A 23,705-nucleotide genomic window follows, 5' to 3' on the forward strand; every position below is an offset into this window, starting at 1 on the left:
CGAAACCCTGGGCCGGGGGAATGGCCAAGAGTTGGCCGCTTTTCGAAGGGCGGGGTTCGGCCGGTTACCGATGGCAAGTAATGAGCCATGCCGGAGCGGAGAGAGAGTGGCGAGAGGCTGGCCGGGCGGCTGTACGCGACGTTGCGAGTACTGAAGTTCCTCGCGGAACCCGGTGCCCCGAAGCCGACCGTCGAGGACGCCTTCACGACCAAGGACAGCCCGTACCAACGGATCCAGGCCCTGCGACTGGACCCTTTCAAAGCGCTGGTGGCCGCCGCCCACAAGAACAGGCACACCACGGCGACGGGCGAGGTCTTCCGTGCGCTGCCCGCCGTGGTGCCGCCGGAGGAGAGCGCCTACATGAACACCCTCAGCCCGGCGAGATTGGCGGAGTTCAACGCCGGTCACCGGGCCCAGCTCATGGATCTCGAGAAGTCCGTGCCCGACCTGCTGGGCTGACGGCCGCCTGAGGACGGCCCGGGATTCACAGCTCGCCCCAAGACGGAGCACAGCCCCCGCCCATCGCCGGCGGACACGGTGGCGTGGTGACATCAGCCACCGCTCCCCTGCAAGCGGCCCCCGAGCCGCCGCCCGCGCCGGCCCCCGCGCCCGGCACGCCACGCTGGTCCTGGCCGGCGCTGCTCGCCATTCTCGCCCTGGCGGCGGGGCTGTACTCCTGGAACCTGTCCGGGGCCGGCCTCAACGGCTACTACAGCGCCGCCGTGCTCAGCGGCACCGAGAGCTGGAAGGCGTGGTTCTTCGGCTCGCTCGACGCGGGGAACTTCCTGACCGTCGACAAGCCGCCCTTCGCCCTGATGGTCATGGGGCTGTCCTGCCGCCTCCTCGGCTACGGCACCTGGCAGATGATGCTGCCGCTGATCCTGGCCGCGCTGGCGACGATCTGGGTCCTGCACTCCTCGGTGAAGCGGGTGTGGGGCCACGGCGCGGCGACGATCGCGGCACTGGTGCTGGCGCTCACGCCGATCACGGTCGCCATCAACCGGGACAACAACCCGGACACGCTCCTGGTGTTCCTGATGGTGGGCGGGGCGGCCCTCGGCCTGCGCGCGGTCCGCGACGGGCGGCTGCTGCCCCTGCTCGGCTCGGCGGTCTGCTTCGGGCTCGCGTTCAACACGAAGATGCTCCAGGGGTACATCGCACTGCCGGCGGTCTTCGCCGTGTACGTGTACGCGACGGACCTGGGCCGGCCGAAGCGGATCAGGAACCTGGCGCTCGCCGCCGTCGCCCTGGCGGTCTCCAGCTTCTGGTGGGCGGCCGCGGTGTCCTTGGTCCCCGCGTCCGAGCGGCCGTACATCGGGGGTTCGACGGACGGCACGGCCTGGGACCTGATCATGGGCTACAACGGCCTCGGCCGGATCTTCGGCGGCGACGGCAACATGGGTGGCGGCGGTGGAGGCGGCGGGGGCGGCTTCTCCGGTGCGGCGGGCATCGGGCGGATGTTCAACGACGTCCTCGGCGGCCAGATCTCGTGGCTGCTCCCCTTCGCGGGCGTCGCGCTCGCCGGCGGCCTGGTGCTCTGCGGCCGTACTCCCCGCACCGACCTCAGGCGCGCCGCGCTCGTGCTGTGGGGCGGCTGGACGGTGCTGCACTACCTGACGTTCTCGATGGCCGAGGGCACCATGCACCCGTACTACACGACCGCGCTCGCCCCGGGCATCGCGGCGCTGTGCGGGGGCGGCGGTGTCATGCTGCTGCGCGCCTTCCGCGCCGACCGGCGCTGGGTGTGGGTGCTGCCGCTCGCCCTCGGTGTCACCGGTCTCTGGGCGATCGTCCTGCTGCGCCGCGCCTCCGGCTGGAACCCCTGGCTGTGGCCGACCGTCGCGGTGGTCATGACGGTGGCGATCGCAGGGCTGCTGGCCTTCCGTTCGGGGCGCCGGACGCGGCTGCTGGCGGTCTCCGTGGCGGCGGCCGTCGTCGCCGGGGTCGCGGGTCCGGCGGCGTACGCCTGGTCGGTGCCGTCCGGTTCGGGCGGCGGCATGGGCGGAACCAACCCGACCGCCGGCCCTTCGACGGGCGGCGGCATGGGCGGACCGGGCGGCGGCGACGGCGGGGGTGGGTTCCCGGGCGGCGGAGAGGGCGGGCCCGGCAGCGAGGCGTCCGGCGGGCAACCGCAGGCCGGCCGGCCAGGCCCCGGCGGTGGCGAGCAGGGCCGGGCTCCGGACAGCGCGACCGGCTCGGCCCCCAACGGAACACCGCCGGGGAACGGCACCCGGCGACCCGGTGGCGCGGGCGGATTCGGCGGAGGCGGCGGCATGGGCGTCGCGAGCACCGAACTGGTCGCCTACCTGAAGAAGCACCAGGACGGAGCCAAGTGGCTTGTCGCGGTGTCCGGTTCGCAGAGCGCCGCCCAGCTCATCCTCAGCAGCGGCGAACCGGTCATCTCCATGTGGGGATGGTCGGGCAGCGACAACGCGATGACCCTCGCCCGGCTCAAGGAGCTGGTGAAGAACGGCGAGTTGCACTACGTGCAGGCCGGCGGGGGCATGGGCGGCGGTTCCGGGACCGGTTCCGAGGTGACCCGGTGGGTTCAGGAGCACGGCACGGCCGTGGAGGCGAGCGAGTACGGTGCCTCGTCCACGTCGGAGTCCGCGTCGGAGTCCTCCTCGGGCCTCTACCGACTGGACCCCTCGGACGTCACCTGACGCCACCTCAGTCACACGACGGCCCTCGACCCCCCTGGTCGGGGGCCGTCGTCACGCAATCGCCACCCTCCGTACACCCCACCTCCCACATGTCCATGTCACGCTCGGATCACCGCTCCACTCCACACGCGTAGATCGGACACCCCACATGCTCGCGATACGCACGCGGCGCCGGAAGGTGACGGCCCTCGCCACGGCCGCCGTCCTCGCCGCCCTCGCCGCCCCCTCGCTGACCGCGACGTCGGCCACGGCAACCACGACCACGGCATCGGACTACGACTCGACGTACTACGAGGACGCGGTCGGGAAGACGGGCGACAGCCTCAAGTCCGCCCTGCACACCATCATCAGCGACCAGACCAAGCTCTCCTACTCGGCGGTCTGGGACGCACTGAAGGTCACCGACCAGGACCCGGCCGACAGCGGCAACGTCGTCCTCCTCTACTCGGGCATCTCCCGCAGCAAGTCGCTGAACGGCGGGGACACCGGCGACTGGAACCGCGAGCACGTATGGGCCAAGTCCCACGGCGACTTCGGCACCGCGACCGGGCCCGGCACGGACATCCACCACCTGCGTCCCGAGGACGTACGGGTCAACGGCGTCCGGGGCAACAAGGACTTCGACAACGGCGGCAGCGGCTTCACCGACAGCGGCGGCAGCCTCACCGACTCCGACTCCTTCGAGCCCCGCGACGCCGTCAAGGGCGACGTGGCCCGCATGATCTTCTACATGGCGGTCCGCTACGAGGGCGGCGACGGCTGGGCCGACCTCGAGGTCAACGGCAGCGTGGACAACGGCAGCAGCCCGTACATCGGCAGGCTCGACGTACTGAAGCAGTGGAACGCCGAGGACCCGCCGGACGCCTTCGAGGAGCGCCGCAACCAGGTCATCTACGACGACTACCAGCACAACCGCAACCCGTTCATCGACCACCCGGAGTGGGTCGAGGCGATCTGGTAGGGCCGGCCGCCCTCAGTCCAGGTGCGTCGGCGCGAACATGCGCAGGACGGCCGGGAGGACGACCACCGAGGGCCCCGGCGCGGCCAGGGCCTTCGCGAGGTCGGCCTCCAGGGTCTGTGGGGACGTCCGCACACCCGGCACCCCGAACGACTCGGCGAGGGCCACGTAGTCGGGGCGGGTCAGCTCCGTCGCCGTCGGCTCGCCGAAGGCGTCGGTCATGTACTCGCGCAGGATGCCGTAGCCGCCGTCGTCGACGATGAGCCAGGTGACGTTCAGGTCGTACTGGCGGGCGGTGGCCAGTTCGGCGATGGAGTACAGGGCGCCGCCGTCGCCGGAGACCGCCAGGACCGGGTGGGTGGGGTCGGCCGCCGCCGCACCGAGGGCCGCCGGGAAGCCGTAGCCGAGACCGCCGGCGCCCTGGGCGGAGTGCATGGTGTTCGGGGCCTTGGCGTCGAAGGCGGACCATGCCCAGTAGGCCAGGATGGTCATGTCCCAGAAGGACGGGGCGCCGGGCGGGAGGGCCCCCCGGACGGCGGCGAGGACGTCCTGTTCGAGGGTCAGCTCCTGGGACGCGATGCGTTCGCGCACCTTCTCCAGAACCGCCCGCACGCGCTCCGGGGCCGTCGGGTCCGTCCGCTCCCCCACCGTCTCCAGCAGCGCCTGGAGGGCGAGGCGGGCGTCGGCGTGGATGCCGAGGGCCGGGTGGTTGGATTCCAGTTTGCCGAGGTCGGCCTCGATCTGGATCACCCGGCCGCGCGGCGTGAAGGTGTGGTAGTTCGAGGAGAGTTCGCCGAGGCCGGAGCCGACGACGAGGAGTACGTCGGCGTCCTCCAGGAAGTCCGTGGTGTGGCGGTCCTCCAGCCAGGACTGGAGGGACAGGGGGTGCGTCCAGGGGAAGGCGCCCTTGCCGCCGAAGGTGGTGACGACGGGGGCCTGGAGGCGTTCCGCGAGCTGCCGGAGCTTCTTCGACGCGTCGGCCCGGACGACGCCGCCGCCCGCGATGACCGCGGGGCGCTCCGCGCGCGTCAGCAGGTCGGCGGCGACCGCCGTCAGTTCGGGGCGCGGGGGCAGTTCCTCGGGGAAGGTGTCGCCGCCGGTGACGACCGGGATGGGCGTCTCGGCCAGGAGGACGTCCTGCGGGATCTCCACCCACACGGGGCCGTGCGGGACGGTCAGCGCCGACGTCCAGGCCTCCGCGATCGCGGAGGGGATCTGGGACTGGGTGCGCACCGTGTGGACGGACTTCACCACGCCGCGGAAGGAGGCCGCCTGGTCGGGGAGTTCGTGCAGGTAGCCGTGGCGTCCGCCGCCGAGGCCGGCCGTCGGGACCTGGCTGCTGATCGCCAGTACGGGCGCGGAGGCCGCCCGCGCTTCCTGGAGGGCGGCCAGGGAGGTGAGGGCTCCCGGGCCGGTCGACAGCAGCAGCGGGGCGGCCTCGCCGGTGACGCGGCCGTAGGCGTCGGCGGCGAAACCGGCGTTGTTCTCCACCCGCAGGCCGATGTAGCGCAGGTCGGAGCGGCGCAGGGCGTCGAACATGCCGAGGGCGTGCTGGCCGGGCAGGCCGAAGACGGTGGTCGCGCCGAGCCCGGCCAGGGTCTCCACGACGAGGTCTCCGCCGTTGCGGCCGGGGGGAGGATTCAGTGCGGCCTCCGTCTGGGCGGCGGTCGGACGGAGCACCAGGTCGTGGTCGTGGGTCACTTCGCGCGGGCCTCTGCGATCTGGCGGGACATGATGGTGGTCAGTTCGTACGCGGTGTGGGAGGCCGCGACGGAGGTGATCTCGGCGTGGTCGTAGGCCGGGGCGACCTCGACGACGTCGGCCGACACCAGGTTGCAGGACGCCAGTCCGCGCAGGATCTCCAGCAGCTCGCGGGAGGTCATGCCGCCAGCCTCGGGGGTGCCGGTGCCGGGGGCGTGGGCGGGGTCCAGGCAGTCGATGTCGATGGAGATGTAGAGCGGGCGGTCGCCGATGCGCTGGCGGAGCTGGTCGGCGACCTCGTCGGCGCCGCGGCGGTAGACGTCGGCGGAGGTGACGATGCCGAAGCCCATCTTCTCGTCGTCGGTGAGGTCCTGCTTGCCGTACAGCGGGCCGCGGGTGCCGACGTGGGAGAGGGCGGAGGTGTCGAGGATGCCCTCCTCGACGGCGCGGCGGAACGGGGTGCCGTGGGTGTACTCGGCGCCGAAGTAGGTGTCCCAGGTGTCGAGGTGGGCGTCGAAGTGGAGCAGGGCGACCGGGCCGTGCTTCTTGGCGACCGAGCGCAGCAGCGGCAGGGCGATGGTGTGGTCGCCGCCCAGGGTCATCAGGCGGGCGCCGGTGCCCAGGAGGTCGTCGGCGGCGGCCTCGACGGTCTCGACGGCCTCGTTGATGTTGAAGGGGTTGACGGCTATGTCGCCGCCGTCGGCGACCTGGGCGAGGGCGAAGGGGGAGGCGTCCTGGGCCGGGTTGTACGGGCGCAGCAGGCGGGAGGCCTCGCGGATGGCGTTGCCGCCGAAGCGGGCGCCGGGCCGGTAGGAGACGCCCGAGTCGAACGGCACGCCCACGACGGCGACGTCGGCGGCGGTGACCTCGTCGAGGCGGGGCAGCCGGGCGAAGGTCGCGGGGCCCGCGTAGCGCGGGACGCGGGAGGAGTCGACGGGGCCGCGGGGCGTCTCGTTGCTGCTCATGTACTGCCTTCCTTCTTACGCTTCGTCGCGTATGTACTACTGCTGTCCGACTCTACTGGTGAGCCGGGACCGCCGGTTCGGACTCGGGTTCGGGGGCGCGGCCGGCGAGGCGTTCGCGCCAGGCGGTGAGGGTCGCCTCGTCGGTGGGGCGGGTCGCCAGGGAGACGGCGACGTAGGCGGCGAGCGAGGCCAGGAGGCCGTAGTAGACGGGCTCGTTGGCGAGGATGCCGTAGCCCGCCATCAGGCCGACGACGGCGAGACCGCCGACGGCGACCGCGGCGAGGGCGCCCGGTGCGGTGCCGCGCTTCCACAGCAGCCCGCCGAGGATGGGCACGAGGAGACCGCCGACGAGGAGGTTGTAGGCGACGGTGAGGGCCTCGACGACGTCGTTGAGGGCGATGGAGATGAGGATGACGGCGACGCCCATGGCGAGGATGAAGGCGCGGTTGCCCTTCACCTCGTCGTGCCCGTCCGCGCCCTCGCCCTCCGGTCCCCGGACCGCGCCGCGCAGCCGGGACCAGATGTCGTTGTTGGCGACGGTGGCGCAGGCGATGAGGGCGCCGGAGGAGGTGGACATCACGGCGGCCAGGGCGGCGGCCAGCACCAGTCCGCGCACGCCCATGGGCAGCTCGTCCTTGACGATGGTGGCGAAGGCGTCGTCGGGGCTGGCGAGCTTGGGGTAGAGCACCTTGGCGGCGGTGCCGATGATCGCGCCGGCGACGGCGTAGACGAGGCAGTAGGTGCCGGCGACGGTGCCGCCCCACTTGGCGGTGCGGTCGCTGCCGGCGGTGAAGACGCGCTGCCAGATGTCCTGCCCGATGAGCATGCCGAAGGTGTAGATCAGCACGTAGGTGAAGATGGTCTCGCCGCCGATGCCCAGCGGGTCGAAGTACTCGGTGGGCAGCTGGGCCTTCATCTCGCTGAAGCCGCCGGCCTTGACGACCGCGATGGGCAGCAGCAGGAGCAGTACGCCGATGGTCTTCACCACGAACTGCACCATGTCGGTGAGGGTGATGGACCACATGCCGCCGAGCGTGGAGTAGGCGACGACGATGGAGCCGCCGAGGACGATGGCGAGGGTGCGGTTCACGTCGAAGAGGACGTCGAAGATCGTGGCGTAGGCGATGGTGGAGGTGACGGCCAGCATCAGGGTGTACGCCCACATGACGACGCCGGAGATCACGCCGGCCCGGCCGCCGTAGCGCAGGTCGAGCATCTCGGAGACGGTGTAGACCTTCAGGCGGGCGATGCGCGCGGAGAAGAAGACGGAGAGCGCGAGGATGCCGAGGCCGATGGTGACGACCATCCAGGCGCCGGAGAGTCCGTACTGGTAGCCGAGGCCGACGCCGCCGATGGTGGAGGCGCCGCCGAGGACGATGGCCGCCATGGTGCCGGAGTACATGCCGGGGCCGAGGCGCCGTCCGGCGACGAGGAACTCGCTCTTGGACTTGGCGCGGCGCATGCCCCACCAGCCCATGGCCAGCATGCCGGCGAGGTAGACGACGATCACGATGTAGTCGACGGCCATGAGGGGCCCTCCTTCGCGCACTCTCGGTGGCGTGTCGTGCGATGGGTTTCTCCGGTGGCGCTACGGGGACATCCGCCCGTACCCGCGGCTGCCGGTGTGGATTCCGGTTCGGGTTGACATTAGGTGGCTGAAAAGCGGCTGCGAAGTGTACGTTTCATCCAGCGGGGGCCGCCGGAGTGGAGGAATCGTCCATCGTGCAGGAATCGTCCGTCGTGCAGGAACCGGCCGTCCCGCCCGTGCCGCCCACTCCCCCGGTCTCGCTGGCGGCCCTGCTCTCCCGGGACGACCTGGGCCTTCGCCAGATCACCGGGCCCCCGGCGGCGGACGTCACGGTCCACGGGGCGCACACCTCGGAGATGTCCGACCCCTACCCGTACCTGCTGGGCGGTGAGCTGCTGCTGACGGCGGGGGTGCACGTTCCGGATGCGGCGGGGGCGGGGACCGCGTACTTCGACGGCTACGTCGCCCGGATCGTGGCGGCGGGCGGCGCGGCCCTCGGCTTCGGGGTGGCACCGGTGCACGACACGGTGCCCGAGGCGCTGGTCGCGGCCTGCGAGGCGTACGGGCTGCCGTTGGTGGAGGTGCCGCCGCGGACGACGTTCTCGGGCGTGGCCCGCGCGGTGTGGCAGCTGATGGCGCGGGCCAGGCTGGCCGAGCTGCGCCGGATCTCGGAGGCCCAGCAGGGCCTGGCCGCGGCGGCCTCCCGTCCCGATCCGGTGCCGTCGGTGCTGCGCCGGCTGGCCGGCCGGCTGGAGGGGCGGGCGGTGCTGTACGGGCCGGAGGGCGCCGAGATCGCGGCGGCGGGGCGGGAGCCCGAGGACGAGGTGCGGCGGGCGCTGGCGGAGCTGGCCCGGTTCGTCACCGGCCGCGCCTCCAGCACCGCCACGGACACGGTCGCCGGCACCCGTCTCGCGGTGTACGCCCTCGGCACCGGGCAGGGCTTCGTCCTCGGCGTCGCCGCCCCGCACCGCGAGTCCGGCGACCACACCATCGCGTCGGTCGCCGCCGTGCTGCTCTCCCTGCTCACCGGCGAGCACCAGAGCGGCACGGGCGCGGCCCGCTCCTCGGCCCTGGTGCGGCTGCTGCTGGGCGCCGGGCGCGAGGAGGTCGCCCCGCTGCTGAGCGGCGGCGCCGTCACCCGCTGGTACGTCGTCCACGCCCGCCCGGACACCGGCACCCCCGACGCGGTCTCCGCCTCGGCCCTCGGCGCGGCTCTGGGCTCCCCCCTGGTCGACGCGGCGGACGACGTCGTACGGGTCCTGGTGCCGGCCGCGCCACAGGCGGAGGGGGGCGCGAACTCGCAGCCCGGCTGGACGATCGGTGTGAGCGCCCCCGTCGCCCCCGCCGAGTGGCCCGCCGCCGACGCCCAGGCGGCGCGGGCGCTGGCGCGGGCCAGGGCCGTCCGGGCGCCGCTGGTCCGGCATGCCGAGCGGCCGGCGTTCGCCGATCTCGTGCCGGCCGGTGAGGCCGAGGCGCACGCGCGGGCGCTGCTCGCGCCGATCGGCGGCGTTCCGGCGCTCGCCGAGACGCTGCGCGCCTGGCTGTCGCTGCACGGCAGCTGGGACCGCACCGCCGTCGCCCTGTCCGTGCACCGCAACACCGTCCGGCAGCGCGTCGCCCGCTGCGCCGCCCTGCTGGAGGCCGACCTCGACGACCCGGACGTACGGATGGAACTGTGGTTCGCGCTGCGGCACCTTTGAATCCTCCCCTCCCTGAAGGGGAGGGGATTCCTGGCTCAGGCTGCCTCCTGGAGCAACGCTCCAGGAGGTCTTGTGCCATCGGCACCAGCCGGGTTGAAACCAGCCCGGACGAGCATGACGTGTGCGGAGTTCTTGTCCCTGGGAGACACGGTTCCGCAGGCGGTGCAGGTGTAGGTACGTTCGGAGAGGGGCAGTGCGTGCTTGGTTCTCGCTCCGCACTGTGCGCGGTCCATGGTGGTGTGCGCGGGGTGGACCAGGCGCACATCCCGGCCGTGTTTGCGGCCCATCTCGATCAGAGCGGCCTTGGTGGCGCCGATGGCGGCATCCGCGGCCTTGCGGGCCATGGTGGTTTTGGCCAGGAACTTCGGGCGGAAGTCCTCGACGGCGATGGCGTCGTGGTCGCGGACGACCTTCTTGGCCCACTTGCGGCCACTGTCCGCGCGCTGCCGGGCGACCTTCTTGTACGCCTTCGCCCGTAGTCTGACCGCCTCCCGGTACCCCTTCGAACCCGGCCGCCCCTGCTTCGGTCTGCGGCGGGCCATCATCCGGTCGTACCGGGACAGCTTCGCCCGCGCCTTCCCGCCGTGCCCGGGGTGCGGCAGGTCGTGCGCGTCGGACGTGGTGGTCGCGGTCTCCCGCACCCCCCAGTCGACACCGAGGACGCGGCCGGTCTTAGGCAGGGGCTGGACCTGGGCGGGGACCACGAACGAGCAGTACCAGTGCCCGAGGGTGTCCTGATGGACGCGTACCGAGGACGGCTCACCGGGCAGGTCCCGCGACCACACCACCATCAGGACGATGCCGCCCGCCAGGTGCAGCCGGCCGTCCTTCAGCCGGAACCCGCGCCGCGTGTAGTTGAGGGACGGCAGCGCCTCGCGCCGGGTCTTCCACTTCGGCATCCCGGCCCGGCGCGCCACGGGCAGACCCGTCGCGATGTCCTTGTGTGCCTTGGCGCGGGAGCGGCCGAAGTCGCGGATGACCTGCTGCTGGACAACCGAGGAGCCCTCCCGCAGCCAGGGCGTGCGGGCGCGGGCCTCGGTCAGCATCCGGTCCAGCTGAGCGGGGCCGCACGTGGCCTTCTCGCCGGTCGCCTTGTTGTGCTGGTGTGCGGCCCGGGACTTGGCGACGCATTCGTTCCACACCCAGCGGCACCGGCCCCACTCCGCCACCAGAGCCGTGCCGGCTCCGGACGACACCCGCAACCGGTAGGTGTACCGGGCATGCCCCAGCCTCGCATCATCCGCTCCCACCCGCGCCATCCCACCCCCTGCACAGCCCCGGCCAGGACACGCTGCCCCGAACCCCGCAAAGGACCATACGTACGACAGCCGCACACACACCCACCGTTCCTTCACCCACCACCCCGACCAGCGATCACCGAAACGTGTGTTCGCACGCCTCGCCGCCACCGACGGCGGTACGGGCGCTTCGCGCCCTGAACCGGATACGGCGACGCTCCGCGTCGCGAGACACGGACGCGAGGCCTCCCCGGCGTGAACGCCGGGGCCTCCTCGCAAGAATCAGGTGAGGGTGACCCGCGTCCCAGCCTGCGGCATGCCGAAGACTCCCACAGGCGGCTGCTACACAATGGAGCCATGCCGATACCCGGGACACCCAGCCGCGCCGAACTGGCCGAACACCTCGTCAGAACCCGTATCGCGGGCGACGTCGCCACGCCCCGCGAGAACAACCTCTCCCACTACCGCAAACTGGCCAACGGCGACCGCGGCTTCTGGCTCGGTCTGGAGCTGGGCGACCGCTGGAGCGACGAGCAGGACGTGCTCGCGGTGATGGCGGAGCGGGTCGGTGTCAACGACGACCCGGAGTACCGGTACGGCCAGGACACCATCGACCCCGAGCTGACCGTGGCCGCGCTGGAGCGGATGGCCGGCCGGCTGCGCAAGGCGGCGGACGGCGGGCAGCGGGTGCTGTTCGCGACCGGTCACCCGGGCGGTCTGCTCGACGTGCACCGGGCCACCGCGGGCGCGCTGCGGGCGGCCGGCTGCGAGATCGTCGTCATCCCGGAGGGGCTGACGACGGAGGAGGGGTACGTCCAGCAGTTCGCGGACGTGGCGGTGCTGGAGCACGGCGCCTCCCTGTGGCACACCCATTCCGGTGAACCGATGAAGGCCATCCTGACCGGCCTGGAGCGCGAGGGCCGTCCGCTGCCCGACCTGGTGGTCGCCGACCACGGCTGGGCCGGATACGCCGCCCAGCACGGTGTCGACTCCGTGGGCTACGCCGACTGCAACGACCCGGCGCTCTTCCTCGCCGAGTCCGAGGGCACCCTCCAGGTCGCGGTGCCGCTGGACGACCACGTGGTCAGCCCGCGCTACTACGACCCGATGACGGCGTACCTGCTGACGGAGGCGGGACTCACGGCCAGGGGCTGAGCCCCTCCGAGCGGCGCTGCGCGAACCCGGGCGTCGGGTCCAGGTAGACCCGGCGGATCATCGGGAGCTCCTCGCGCAGCCGCTGCTCGGCCCGTTCGCTCGCCCACTCGATCTGCGCCGCCGTCGCCACGTCCCGGAAGTCGACCTTGGCGGCGACCAGCGCCTCGCGCGGCCCCTGCACGAGGGTGGTCAGCTCCAGTACGGCCTCGATGTGTTCGACGGCCACCAGTTCCGCCCGGATGCGCTCGCGCACGGTGCGGGGCAGCGGGCGGCCGATGAGGAACTCGGCGTTGGAGCGGCCCAGCACCCAGGCGACGTACAGCAGCAGGGCGCCGATACACAGAGAGGCGACGCCGTCCCAGACGCCGGAGCCGGTGAGCTGCCCGCCGAGCAGGCCGCCCGCGGCCAGCAGCAGGCCGGCCAGGGCGGCGGAGTCCTCCATGACGACGGCCTTGACGGCGGTGTCGGGGGTGCGGCGCAGGTAGCGGCCGAAGGGGACCTTGTAGCGGCGGGCCTCGCCGTGCGCCTGCTTGAGGCCGGTGCGCAGGGAGTAGCCCTCCAGGAGGAAGGCGACGGCGAGGACGAGGTAGGCGATCAGCGGGTCGCCCGGTTCCTCGCCGTGGGTGAGGGTGTGGACGCCGTCGTAGAGCGCGAAGACGGCGCCGCCGACGAAGGTGGCGACGGCGGCGAGCAGGGCCCAGATGTAGCGTTCGGGGCCGTGGCCGAGGGGGTGGTCCTCGTCGGCGGGGCGGACGCTGCGTTTGAGGGAGGTCAGCAGCAGGACCTCGGTGACGGTGTCGGCGACCGAGTGCGCGGCCTCCGACAGCATCGCGCTGGACCCGCTGACCACGCCGGCCACCGCCTTGGCGATCGCGATGCCGAGGTTGGCGAAGGCGGCGACCAGCACCGTGAAGGTGCTCTCGCCGCCGCCGGTCTGGTGCCGCTGAGGTTGCGCCATGCCCTTCAGTGTTCCCGAGGGACGCGCACCACGCCTTCCTGGATGACCGAGAGGGCGAGCCGCCCGTCCTGGGTGTAGATCCTCGCCTGACCGAGGCCACGGCCACCGGACGCGGACGGCGACTGCTGGTCGTACAGCAGCCACTCGTCGGCGCGGAACGGCCGGTGGAACCACATCGCGTGGTCCAGCGAGGCCCCGACGACGTCGCCGACGGCCCAGCCGCCGCGGCCGTGCGCGAGCAGGACCGAGTCGAGGAGGGTCATGTCGGAGACGTAGGTGGCGAGGACGACGTGCAGGAGGGGGTCGTCGGAGAGCTTGCCGTTGGTGCGGAACCACACCTGGGAGTGCGGCTCGCGGGGCGTGCCGAAGTCGCCGAAGGGCGGGTCGTCGACGTGGCGCAGGTCGACGGCGGCGCGGGCCTCCAGGAAGCGTTCCACCGTCTCGGCGGGCAGGTGCGGGTAGCTCCGCAGCCGTTCCTCTCCGGTGGGGAGGGTCGCCGGGTCGGGGGCGTGAGGCATCGGGGCCTGGTGGTCCAGGCCCTCCTCGTACGTCTGGAAGGACGCCGACAGGCCGAAGATCGGCTTGCCGTGCTGGACGGCGACGACGCGGCGGGTGGTGAAGGAGCGGCCGTCGCGCAGGCGGTCGACGTTGTAGACGATGGGGGCGCCGGGGTCGCCGGGGCGCAGGAAGTACGCGTGCAGGGAGTGCGCGCGCCGGTCGGCGGGGACCGTGCGCCCGGCGGCGACCAGGGCCTGGGCGGCCACCTGCCCGCCGAAGACCCGGGGGACGACGGCGGAGCGGGAGTGGCCGCGGTAGATGTCCTCCTCGATCCGCTCGAGGTCGAGCAGGTCGAGGAGGGACTGGAGTGCTTCGCTCATGGCCTGGGGACTCGGTGGTCTACAGGCCCATGTTCTTCGCGATGATCATCTTCATGACCTCGCTGGTGCCGCCGTAGATGCGGTTGACGCGGTTGTCGGCGTACAGGCGGGCGATCGGGTACTCGTTCATGTAGCCGTAGCCGCCGTGCAGCTGGAGGCAGCGGTCGATGACGCGGTGGGCGACCTCGGTGCAGAACAGCTTGGCGCTGGCGGCCTCGGCGGGGGTGAGCTCGCCGGCGTCCAGGGCCTCGGTGGCGCGGTCGGCGACGGCCTCGGCGGCGTCCACCTCGGCCTGGCAGGCGGCCAGCTCGAACTTGGTGTTCTGGAAGTGGGCGACCGGCTTGCCGAAGACGGTGCGCTCCTGCACGTACTGCGTGGCGAAGCGGACGGCGGCCTTGGCCTGCGCGTAGGCGCCGTAGGCGATGCCCCAGCGCTCGGAGGCCAGGTTGTGGCCGAGGTAGGAGAAGCCCTTGTTCTCCTCGCCGAGGAGGTCCTCGACGGGGACCTTGACGTCGACGAAGGCGAGCTCGGCGGTGTCGGAGGTGCGCAGGCCGAGCTTGTCGAGCTTGCGGCCGACCGAGTAGCCCTCGGACTTGGTGTCCACGGCGAACAGGGAGATGCCGTGGCGGCGGTCCTCGGCCGTGGGGGCGGCGGTGCGGGCGCAGACGATCACCTTGTCGGCGTGGACGCCGCCGGTGATGAAGGTCTTGGCGCCGTTGAGGACGTAGTGGGTGCCGTCCTCGGAGAGCTTGGCGGTGGACTTCATGCCCGCGAGGTCGGAACCGGTGCCCGGCTCCGTCATCGCGATGGCCCACATCTCCTCGCCGGTGACGAACTTCGGCAGGTAGCGCTTCTTCTGCTCGTCGGTGGCCAGCATGTTGATGTAGGGCAGGGCGAGCAGCACGTGGACGCCGGAGCCGCCGAACTGGACGCCGGCGCGGGCGGTCTCCTCGTAGAGGACGGCCTCGAACTTGTGGCTGTCCATGCCGGCGCCGCCGAACTCCTCGGGCACGTTGATGCCGAAGATGCCCAGCTCGCCGAGCTTGTAGTAGAAGTCGCGCGGCGCCTGGCCCGCGGCGAACCACTCGTCGTAGACGGGGACGACCTCGGCCTCGATGAAGGCGCGGAGGGTCTCCCGGAACGCCTCGTGGTCCTCGTTGAACACCGTACGGCGCACCGCGCCACCTCCAGGGTATGTATCTAAGCGCTTGCTCAGACTTCACCGTACCGGCGGGTAGGGACGAGCGTCCAGAGCGGGGCGTGGGTAACCCTCGTCACTCCCCCGCACCTCATCGGTCGGCGGCGACGGCCGCGAACGCCCCCCGCGCCATCCGGTGCAGCAGCCCCGCCGTCACCGCGCGGCCGGGGAGGGAGCCGGGGCGGCCCAGGTGGGGGGTGGAGTTCAGGAGGCCGAAGACCGAGTGGACGGCCGAGCGGGCGCTCGGTTCCGGGACCGCCGGGTAGACCTCGCGCAGCACGCCGACCCACAGCTCGACGTACTGCCGCTGGAGCTGGCGGACCATCTTGCGGTCGGCGTCCCGGAGGCGGTCCAGCTCGCGGTCGTGCAGGGTGATGAGCGGGCGGTCGTCGAGCGCGAAGTCGATGTGACCCTCGATGAGCGAGTCGAGGACCGCCTCGGGGCTCGTGCCGGAGCCGCTCACCCCGTCGGCCTCCGCCAGCCGCCGCTTCGCCCCGGTCAGCAGCGAGTCGCTGATCCCCACCAGCAGCTCGGCGAGCATCGCGTCCTTGCCGGCGAAGTGCCGGTAGAGACCGGGGCCGCTGATGCCGACCGCGGCCCCTATCTCGTCGACGCCGACGCCGTGGAAGCCGCGCTCGGCGAAGAGCCGGGCGGCCTCCTTGAGGATCTGCTCGCGGCGGGTGGGGGCGTCGGTTCTGGTGGCCATGGGATCAATTCTAGACAGGGCGGTTAGCGCTCGTTAACCTGGAGGGAAATGCGTTAACGCTCATTAACCGATCGACCGATCGACCATCGGGTGAGGGGACCGCGGGATGCACGAGGCACCGGAGCTGACGACGGCGGCGGATCCCGCCTCAGCGGCCTTTCGGGCCAACGAGGAGGCGCACCGCGTCCTCGTGGAGGAGCTGCGCGCCAAGCTGGCGGCGGCCAGGCTCGGCGGCGGGGAGCGGGCCCGGGCCCGGCACACCGCCCGCGGCAAGCTGCTGCCGCGCGACCGCGTGGACACGCTGCTCGATCCGGGTTCGCCGTTCCTGGAGCTGGCGCCGCTCGCGGCCGACGGGCTGTACGACGGACAGGCCCCGGCCGCCGGCGTCATCGCCGGGATCGGCCGGGTAGGCGGCCGGGAGTGCGTGGTCGTCGCCAACGACGCCACCGTCAAGGGCGGCACGTACTACCCGATGACGGTGAAGAAGCACCTGAGGGCGCAGGAGGTGGCGCTGGAGAACCGGCTGCCGTGCCTGTACCTGGTGGACTCGGGGGGCGCCTTCCTGCCGATGCAGGACGAGGTCTTCCCGGACCGCGAGCACTTCGGGCGGATCTTCTACAACCAGGCCCGGATGTCTGGCGCCGGCATCCCGCAGATCGCCGCCGTCCTCGGCTCCTGCACGGCGGGCGGGGCGTACGTCCCGGCGATGAGCGACGAGGCGGTGATCGTCCGCAATCAGGGCACGATCTTCCTGGGCGGTCCGCCGCTGGTGAAGGCGGCCACCGGCGAGGTGGTCACGGCGGAGGAGCTGGGCGGCGGCGAGGTCCACTCGCGGGTGTCGGGCGTGACCGACCACCTGGCGGAGGACGACGCGCACGCGCTCAGGATCGTGCGGCAGATCGTCTCCACGCTGCCCGAGCGCGGCCGGCTCCCCTGGGGCGTGGAGCCCGCCGTCGAGCCCAAGGTCGACCCGCAGGGAATGTCCGGCGCGGTCCCGGTCGACTCCCGCACCCCCTACGACGTGCGCGAGGTCATCGCGCGAGTGGTGGACGGCTCCCGGTTCGCCGAGTTCAAGTCCGAGTACGGGCAGACCCTCGTCACCGGCTTCGCCCGCATCCACGGCCACCCGGTCGGCATCGTCGCCAACAACGGCATCCTGTTCGCCGAGTCCGCCCAGAAGGGCGCCCACTTCATCGAGCTGTGCGACCAGCGCGGCATCCCGCTGGTGTTCCTGCAGAACATCTCCGGCTTCATGGTCGGCAAGGACTACGAGGCGGGCGGCATCGCCAAGCACGGCGCCAAGATGGTGACGGCGGTGGCGTGCACGCGGGTGCCGAAGCTGACGGTTGTGGTCGGCGGGTCCTACGGCGCCGGGAACTACTCGATGTGCGGGCGGGCGTATTCGCCGCGCTTCCTGTGGATGTGGCCCAACGCCAAGATCTCGGTGATGGGCGGCGAGCAGGCCGCGTCCGTGCTGGCCACGGTCAAGCGGGACCAGCTGGAGGCCCGGGGCGAGGCGTGGGCGGCCGAGGAGGAGGAGTCCTTCAAGGCGCCGATCCGTGCGCAGTACGAGCACCAGGGGAACGCTTACTACGCGACCGCCCGCCTGTGGGACGACGGGGTGATCGAGCCCGCGGACACCCGGCAGGTGCTGGGCCTGGCCCTGACCGCGTGTGCCAACGCGCCGCTGGGCGAGCCCCGGTTCGGCGTCTTCCGGATGTGAGGAGGGGACTTCGATGGGGAGCGCGATGGGGAGCTTGATGTTCGACACGGTACTGGTGGCCAACCGCGGTGAGATCGCGGTGCGGGTCGTCCGGACCCTGCGTTCGATGGGCGTGCGCTCGGTGGCGGTCTTCTCCGACGCCGACGCGGACGCGCGGCACGTGCGGGAGGCCGACGACGCGGTACGGATCGGCCCGGCGCCGGCGGCGGAGAGCTATCTGTCCGTCGAGCGGCTGCTGGAGGCGGCCGCCCGGACGGGGGCGCAGGCCGTCCACCCGGGGTACGGCTTCCTCGCCGAGAACGCCGGCTTCGCGCGGGCCTGCGAGGAGGCGGGGCTGGTCTTCATCGGTCCGCCCGCCGACGCGATCGCCCTGATGGGCGACAAGATCCGCGCCAAGGAGACGGTGAAGGCGGCCGGGGTGCCGGTGGTGCCCGGCTCCAGCGGCAGCGGCCTGACGGACGCGCAGCTCGCGGAGGCCGCCCGCGAGATCGGCACGCCGGTGCTGCTGAAGCCGTCGGCCGGCGGTGGCGGCAAGGGCATGCGGCTGGTGCGTGACGAGGCCGTGCTGGCCGAGGAGATCGCCGCCGCCCGCCGCGAGGCCCGCGCCTCCTTCGGCGACGACACGCTGCTGGTGGAGCGGTGGATCGACCGGCCCCGGCACATCGAGATCCAGGTCCTGGCCGACGGCCACGGGAACGTGGTGCACCTGGGCGAGCGCGAGTGCTCGTTGCAGCGCCGGCACCAGAAGGTCATCGAGGAGGCGCCGAGCGTCCTGCTCGACGAGGCGACCCGTGCCGCGATGGGCGAGGCGGCCGTGCAGGCGGCCCGCTCCTGCGGCTACCGGGGCGCGGGCACGGTGGAGTTCATCGTGCCGGGCGAGGACCCCTCGCAGTACTACTTCATGGAGATGAACACCCGCCTCCAGGTGGAGCACCCGGTGACCGAGCTGGTCACCGGCCTGGACCTGGTGGAGTGGCAGCTGCGGGTGGCGGCGGGCGAGGAGCTGGGCTTCGCCCAGGAGGACGTACGGCTGACCGGCCACGCGATCGAGGCCCGCCTGTGCGCCGAGGACCCCGCGCGCGGTTTTCTCCCGTCCGGCGGCACGGTGCTGCGCCTGCACGAGCCCGAGGGCGACGGCATCCGCACCGACTCCGGGCTCAGCGAGGGCACCGAGGTCGGCAGCCTCTACGACCCGATGCTGTCCAAGGTGATCGCGTACGGCCCCGACCGCGCCACCGCCCTGCGCAAACTCCGCGCGGCCCTGGCCCGGACGGTGACGCTGGGCGTGCAGACCAACGCCGGGTTCCTGCGCAGGCTGCTCGCGCACCCGGCGGTGGTGGCGGGCGAGCTGGACACGGGGCTGGTGGAGCGGGAGGTCGATTCCCTGGTCTCCACGGACGTGCCGGAGGAGGTGTACGAGGCGGCGGCGGCCGTACGGCTGGACGCGCTGCGTCCGCGCGGTGACGGCTGGACGGACCCGTTCTCGGTGCCGAACGGCTGGCGCATGGGCGGCGAGCCGAAGCCGGTCACCTTCCACCTGCGGGTCACGGACCCGGTGGAGCACACTCCGCGCGGCACGCACACGGTCGCCGAGGACCGTGTGTCGGTGACGGTGGACGGCGTCCGGCACACCTTCCACCGCGCCGCCGACTGGCTGGGCCGCGACGGCGACGCCTGGCACGTGCGCGACCACGACCCGGTCGCCGCCTCCCTGTCGGGCGCCGCCCACGCGGGCGCCGACTCGCTGACCGCGCCGATGCCGGGCACGGTGACGGTGGTGAAGGTGGCCGTCGGCGACGAGGTGAGCGCCGGGCAGAGCCTGCTGGTGGTGGAGGCGATGAAGATGGAGCACGTCATCTCCGCCCCGCACGCGGGCACGGTCGCCGAGCTGGACGTGGCGCCGGGCACGACCGTCGCCATGGACCAAGTACTGGCGGTCATCGCCCCGGCAGAGGAGGAGACGTCGTGAACGCCCCCGAACTGGGCCTGCCCATGACCGTCCCGGCGGACGGCCTGCCCGCCCGCGTCCGCATCCACGAGGTGGGCGCCCGCGACGGCCTGCAGAACGAGAAGGCGATCGTGCCGGTGGCGGTGAAGGCGGAGTTCGTCCGCCGCCTGGCCGGCACGGGCCTGACGACCATCGAGGCGACGAGCTTCGTGCACCCCAAGTGGGTGCCGCAGCTGGCGGACGCGGAGGAGCTGTTCCCGGCGGTCGCGGACCTGCCCGTCGAGCTGCCCGTCCTGGTGCCGAACGAACGCGGCCTCGACCGCGCCCTCGCGCTCGGCGCCCGCCGCGTCGCGGTCTTCGCCAGCGCCACGGAGTCCTTCGCCAAGGCCAACCTCAACCGCACGGTGGACGAGGCGCTGGCCATGTTCGAGCCGGTGGTGGCACGGGCGAAGGACGCGGACGGCGTTCACGTACGGGGCTACCTGTCGATGTGCTTCGGCGACCCGTGGGAGGGCGCGGTCCCCATCGGTCAGGTGGTGAAGGTGTGCCGGGCCCTCATGGACATGGGCTGCGACGAGCTGAGCCTCGGCGACACCATCGGGGTGGCGACCCCGGGCCACGTGGGCGCCCTGCTCACCTCCCTCACCGACGCCGGCGTTCCGGTGGACGCGCTCGGCGTGCACTTCCACGACACGTACGGCCAGGCCCTCGCCAACACGTACGAGGCCCTGCGGCACGGCGTGACGACCGTCGACGCCTCCGCCGGCGGCCTCGGCGGCTGCCCGTACGCGAAGTCCGCCACCGGCAACCTCGCCACCGAAGACCTCGTGTGGATGCTGCGCGGCCTCGGCATCGACACCGGGGTCGACCTCGGCTCTCTCGTCGCCACCAGCGTCTGGATGGCCGCCCACCTGGGCCGACCCAGCCCGTCCCGCACCGTCCGGGCCCTCGCCGGCCCGGCGGACGACTCCGACCAGGAGAAGTGACAGTCATGGACCACAAGCTCTCGCCCGAACTCGAGGAGCTCCGCCGCACGGTGGAGGAGTTCGCCCACGACGTCGTGGCGCCCAAGATCGGCGACTTCTACGAGCGGCACGAGTTCCCGTACGAGATCGTCCGGGAGATGGGCCGCATGGGGTTGTTCGGCCTGCCGTTCCCGGAGGAGTACGGCGGCATGGGCGGCGACTACCTGGCGCTCGGCATCGCGCTGGAGGAGCTGGCCCGCGTCGACTCGTCGGTGGCGATCACGCTGGAGGCGGGCGTCTCGCTGGGGGCCATGCCGGTCCACCTGTTCGGCACCGAGGAGCAGAAGCGCGAGTGGCTGCCCCGGCTGTGCTCCGGGGAGATCCTGGGCGCCTTCGGCCTGACCGAGCCGGACGGCGGCTCGGACGCGGGCGCGACGCGCACCACGGCCCGCCTGGACGAGGCGACCAACGAGTGGGTCATCAACGGCACCAAGTGCTTCATCACCAACTCCGGCACGGACATCACCGGTCTGGTGACGGTCACGGCGGTCACCGGCCGCAAGCCGGACGGCCGTCCGCGGATCTCGGCGATCATCGTCCCGTCCGGCACCCCGGGCTTCACGGTCGCCGCCCCCTACTCGAAGGTCGGCTGGAACGCGTCGGACACCCGTGAGCTGTCCTTCGCCGACGTCCGGGTCCCGGCGGCGAACCTGCTGGGCGAGGAAGGGCGCGGGTACGCGCAGTTCCTGCGCATCCTCGACGAGGGCCGGATCGCCATCGCCGCGCTGGGCACGGGTCTGGCACAGGGCTGTGTGGACGAGTCGGTGAAGTACGCGAAGGAACGTCACGCCTTCGGCAAGCCCATCGGCGCCAACCAGGCCATCCAGTTCAAGGTCGCCGACATGGAGATGAAGGCCCACACCTCCCGTCTCGCCTGGCGTGACGCGGCGTCCCGGCTGGTGGCGGGCGAGCCGTTCAAGAAGGAGGCGGCGCTGGCGAAGCTGTACTCGTCGACGGTGGCCGTGGACAACGCCCGGGAGGCGACGCAGATCCACGGCGGCTACGGCTTCATGAACGAGTACCCGGTGGCCCGCATGTGGCGGGACGCGAAGATCCTGGAGATCGGCGAGGGCACCAGCGAGGTCCAGCGGATGCTGATCGCGCGGGAGTTGGGCCTGGTGAGCTGAGGCGCCGGGCGTCCGGGCGGGGCAGATCACAGCCCCGCCCCCTGGACATGATCTGAGGTTAGGCTAACCTACCTTGGACTTGTCCCGCGGAGCTCCGCACCGTTCGAAAGCAGCCACGCCATGCCCAACGCCAGAGCTACCCACCTCACCCGCCGCGGAATCCTCGCCGCGGGCGGCGCACTCGGCCTCGGTGCCGCGCTCACGGCCTGCGGTGACGACGACGCGAAAAGCGGTGGCTCCGACGACGGGACGGCCGCCGCCAAGTCCGGCCCCTGGTCCTTCAAGGACGACCGCGGCAAGACCGTGGAGCTGGACAAGGTGCCGACGAACCTCGTCGCCTTCACCGGCGTCGCCGCCGCCCTCTGGGACTACGGCGTCCAGGTCAAGGGCGTCTTCGGCCCGACCACCACGAAGGACGGCAAGCCCGACGTCCAAGCCGGCGACCTCGACGTCGGCAAGGTCACCGTGCTCGGCAACGAGTGGGGCAAGCTCAACGTCGAGAAGTACGCCGCCCTCGCCCCCGAGCTGCTGATCACCACGACCTTCGACACCGCGGGCACCCTGTGGTCCGTTCCCGAGGAGTCCAAGGACAAGGTCGCCAAGCTCGCCCCGAGCGTCGCGATCTCCGTCTTCGACCGCCAGCTGACCCAGCCGCTCCAGCGCATGTGGGAGCTGGCCGAGTCCCTCGGCGCCGACATGAAGGCCAAGAAGGTCACCGACGCGAAGGCCGCCTTCGAGAAGGCCGCGGCCCGGCTGCGTGCCGCCGCGAAGGCCAAGCCCGAGATCAGGGTGCTGGCCGGTTCGGCGAGCGCCGAGCTGTTCTACGTCTCCGGCACCAACCTCTCCGTCGACCTGGAGTACTTCAAGGCCCTCGGCGTGAACTTCGTCGAGCCCTCGGAGGAGGCGAAGAAGGCGACCGGCGGCTGGTTCGAGTCCCTGAGCTGGGAGAACGTCGACAAGTACCCGGCCGACATCATCATCATGGACGACCGCGCCTCCACCATCCAGCCCACGGACATCACCGAGGGCACCTGGAAGCAGCTCCCCGCGGTCAAGGCCGGCCAGGTCATCGCCCGCTCCCCCGAGCCGATCCTGTCCTACGACAAGTGCACGCCGCTCCTGGACAACCTGGCCGAGGCGATCGAGAACGCCAAGAAGGTCGGCTGACCCTCCCCCTTCCCCTCTCCTTCCGGAGCCCTTCATGACGACGGCCGTGGCCGCCCCGTTCCGTTTCTTCTCCCTCCAGGTCGTACGGACGAGGCGGCTCGGCCCGTCTCTGGCCCGGATCACCTTCGCGGGCCCCGACCTGCACGCCTTCCACTCCGACGGGCAGGACCAGTCCCTGTCGCTGTTCCTGCCGCATCCGGGGCAGGAGGAGCCCGCCATCCCCGTCGAGCTGGGCGACGGCTGGTGGCAGGGGTGGCGTGAACTGCCGGACGACGTGCGGGCGGTGATGCGCTCGTACACGCTCCGGGCGCTGCGCCGGGACGCCGACGGCCACACCGCCGAGATCGACATCGACTTCGTGCTCCACGGCGTCGACCCCGGCTCGCCCGTCCAGGCGGGCCCCGCCGCCCGCTGGGCCGCCGACGCCGCCCCCGGCGACCGCGTCGTCCTGCTCGGCCCGGCGATCGCCGACAACCGGGCGATCCGCTTCCGGCCGCCCGAGGACACCGATCTGGTGGTCATCTGGGGCGACGAGACCGCCGTACCGGCCGCCTGCGCCATCGTCGAGGCCCTGCCCGCCGGCACCCGTGCCCGGGTCTGGCTGGAGGTGCCGCACGCCGAGGACGTACAGGACCTCCGCACGGCGGCGGAGGCCGAGGTCACCTGGCTGGTCAAGGACGCCGCCGCCGGCCCGGAGGCCACCCTCGCCACCCTTCGCGCGGCCCAACTGCCGCCCGCCGCGCATCCGTACGTCTGGATCGCCGGCGAGTCCGGCCGCGTCAAGCAGCTGCGCCGGCACTTCGTCGGCGAACGCGGCGTCGACCGCCGCCGTGTCACCTTCGTCGGCTACTGGCGCCAGGGCCTGACGGAGGAACAGCTCCGCGAGCAGGGCTGACGCTTCGCGTCCCCTCCCCCGCGACGCCTCAACTCACCCTCCGTGACGCACGGATGAGGCGAGAGTGACGGCAGTCACGTACCGGTACGCGTTTGATCGATCGAACTTAGGTTAGGCTAACCTAAGTCGAAGTCAGGGCTCCGCCCTCTCCCGTCCCTCTCGGACCGTCCCC

At 72.2% G+C, this 23,705-nt stretch carries 19 protein-coding genes; 11 read left to right on the forward strand and 8 right to left on the reverse strand.

The genetic code is table 11. The features are described from left to right. Positions 1-87 precede the first annotated feature (87 nt). The 3 genes from AMK11_RS04670 (at position 88) to AMK11_RS04680 (ending at position 3,624) form a co-directional block, all read left to right on the forward strand. A complete protein-coding gene (locus AMK11_RS04670; RefSeq protein WP_073723266.1) occupies positions 88-459 on the forward strand; it encodes a hypothetical protein in 372 nt (123 codons plus the stop codon). A gap of 86 nt (positions 460-545) precedes the next feature. After that, positions 546-2,663 carry an ArnT family glycosyltransferase gene (locus AMK11_RS04675; protein ID WP_073723268.1) on the forward strand — a complete coding sequence of 706 codons (2,118 nt, stop codon included), beginning with the start codon at positions 546-548 and terminating at the stop codon, positions 2,661-2,663. 148 nt (positions 2,664-2,811) lie between these two features. Beyond that, the gene (locus tag AMK11_RS04680; protein ID WP_073723270.1) at positions 2,812-3,624 is read left to right on the forward strand and encodes an endonuclease I family protein; all 813 of its coding nucleotides are present in this window, start codon (positions 2,812-2,814) and stop codon (positions 3,622-3,624) included. Positions 3,625-3,636: 12 nt separating this feature from the next. Here AMK11_RS04680 and AMK11_RS04685 read toward each other — a convergent pair whose 3' ends face one another. The 3 genes from AMK11_RS04685 to AMK11_RS04695 are packed head-to-tail and all read right to left on the reverse strand — an operon-like array spanning position 3,637 to position 7,815. Beyond that, the gene (locus tag AMK11_RS04685; protein ID WP_073723272.1) at positions 3,637-5,322 is read right to left on the reverse strand and encodes a thiamine pyrophosphate-binding protein; all 1,686 of its coding nucleotides are present in this window, start codon (positions 5,320-5,322) and stop codon (positions 3,637-3,639) included. Next, a complete protein-coding gene (speB, locus tag AMK11_RS04690; protein WP_073723274.1) occupies positions 5,319-6,287 on the reverse strand; it encodes an agmatinase in 969 nt (322 codons plus the stop codon). The genes AMK11_RS04685 and speB overlap by 4 nt, the downstream gene beginning before the upstream one ends. Positions 6,288-6,339: 52 nt before the next feature. Continuing rightward, positions 6,340-7,815, reverse strand: a complete 1,476-nt coding sequence (locus AMK11_RS04695) for a sodium:solute symporter (protein WP_073723276.1) — start codon at positions 7,813-7,815, stop codon at positions 6,340-6,342. A 194-nt stretch (positions 7,816-8,009) separates the two neighbouring features. Here AMK11_RS04695 and AMK11_RS04700 point away from each other — a divergent pair, with 194 nt between their 5' ends. Next, a complete protein-coding gene (locus AMK11_RS04700; RefSeq protein ID WP_073723278.1) occupies positions 8,010-9,515 on the forward strand; it encodes a PucR family transcriptional regulator in 1,506 nt (501 codons plus the stop codon). A 35-nt stretch (positions 9,516-9,550) separates the two neighbouring features. Here the strand turns inward: AMK11_RS04700 and AMK11_RS04705 are convergent, their stop codons facing one another. After that, entirely contained in the window at positions 9,551-10,774 is a 1,224-nt protein-coding gene (locus AMK11_RS04705; protein WP_073723280.1) for an RNA-guided endonuclease InsQ/TnpB family protein, read from the reverse strand. A gap of 336 nt (positions 10,775-11,110) precedes the next feature. Here AMK11_RS04705 and AMK11_RS04710 point away from each other — a divergent pair, with 336 nt between their 5' ends. Continuing rightward, complete coding sequence (locus tag AMK11_RS04710) at positions 11,111-11,908, forward strand: phosphatase (protein WP_073723282.1); 798 nt, start codon at positions 11,111-11,113, stop codon at positions 11,906-11,908. On the opposite strand, the gene AMK11_RS04715 is transcribed toward AMK11_RS04710, so the two are convergent. The 4 genes from AMK11_RS04715 to AMK11_RS04730 all read right to left on the reverse strand — a co-directional run bounded on the left by AMK11_RS04715 (position 11,892) and on the right by AMK11_RS04730 (position 15,648). Further along, on the reverse strand, positions 11,892-12,866 hold the full coding sequence (locus AMK11_RS04715) for a cation diffusion facilitator family transporter (protein WP_073723284.1): 975 nt from the start codon (positions 12,864-12,866) through the stop codon (positions 11,892-11,894). The genes AMK11_RS04710 and AMK11_RS04715 overlap by 17 nt on opposite strands. A gap of 5 nt (positions 12,867-12,871) precedes the next feature. Continuing rightward, the gene (locus tag AMK11_RS04720) at positions 12,872-13,744 is read right to left on the reverse strand and encodes an acyl-CoA thioesterase (RefSeq protein ID WP_073723286.1); all 873 of its coding nucleotides are present in this window, start codon (positions 13,742-13,744) and stop codon (positions 12,872-12,874) included. 19 nt (positions 13,745-13,763) lie between these two features. Then, the gene (locus tag AMK11_RS04725; RefSeq protein ID WP_073723288.1) at positions 13,764-14,921 is read right to left on the reverse strand and encodes an acyl-CoA dehydrogenase family protein; all 1,158 of its coding nucleotides are present in this window, start codon (positions 14,919-14,921) and stop codon (positions 13,764-13,766) included. A gap of 112 nt (positions 14,922-15,033) precedes the next feature. Further along, positions 15,034-15,648, reverse strand: a complete 615-nt coding sequence (locus tag AMK11_RS04730) for an SACE_7040 family transcriptional regulator (RefSeq protein ID WP_073723290.1) — start codon at positions 15,646-15,648, stop codon at positions 15,034-15,036. Between the two features lie 106 nt (positions 15,649-15,754). On the opposite strand from AMK11_RS04730, the gene AMK11_RS04735 reads away from it, so the two are divergent. The 6 genes from AMK11_RS04735 (at position 15,755) to AMK11_RS04760 (ending at position 23,533) form a co-directional block, all read left to right on the forward strand. Then, positions 15,755-17,371: a carboxyl transferase domain-containing protein gene (locus AMK11_RS04735; RefSeq protein ID WP_073723292.1), complete on the forward strand. Its 1,617-nt coding sequence runs from the start codon at positions 15,755-15,757 to the stop codon at positions 17,369-17,371. Between the two features lie 37 nt (positions 17,372-17,408). Continuing rightward, the gene (locus AMK11_RS04740) at positions 17,409-19,340 is read left to right on the forward strand and encodes an acetyl-CoA carboxylase biotin carboxylase subunit (protein WP_073723294.1); all 1,932 of its coding nucleotides are present in this window, start codon (positions 17,409-17,411) and stop codon (positions 19,338-19,340) included. After that, positions 19,337-20,305 carry a hydroxymethylglutaryl-CoA lyase gene (locus tag AMK11_RS04745; protein ID WP_079187212.1) on the forward strand — a complete coding sequence of 323 codons (969 nt, stop codon included), beginning with the start codon at positions 19,337-19,339 and terminating at the stop codon, positions 20,303-20,305. The genes AMK11_RS04740 and AMK11_RS04745 overlap by 4 nt, the downstream gene beginning before the upstream one ends. 5 nt (positions 20,306-20,310) lie before the next feature. Next, complete coding sequence (locus AMK11_RS04750) at positions 20,311-21,471, forward strand: acyl-CoA dehydrogenase family protein (RefSeq protein ID WP_073723296.1); 1,161 nt, start codon at positions 20,311-20,313, stop codon at positions 21,469-21,471. Positions 21,472-21,591: 120 nt separating this feature from the next. Further along, positions 21,592-22,638, forward strand: coding sequence for an ABC transporter substrate-binding protein (locus tag AMK11_RS04755; RefSeq protein WP_073723298.1), 1,047 nt, complete (start codon positions 21,592-21,594; stop codon positions 22,636-22,638). Positions 22,639-22,672: 34 nt separating this feature from the next. Next, on the forward strand, positions 22,673-23,533 hold the full coding sequence (locus AMK11_RS04760) for a siderophore-interacting protein (protein ID WP_073723300.1): 861 nt from the start codon (positions 22,673-22,675) through the stop codon (positions 23,531-23,533). Positions 23,534-23,705: the final 172 nt, after the last annotated feature.

Source organism: Streptomyces sp. CB02414 (assembly GCF_001905385.1).
Classification (GTDB): domain Bacteria; phylum Actinomycetota; class Actinomycetes; order Streptomycetales; family Streptomycetaceae; genus Streptomyces.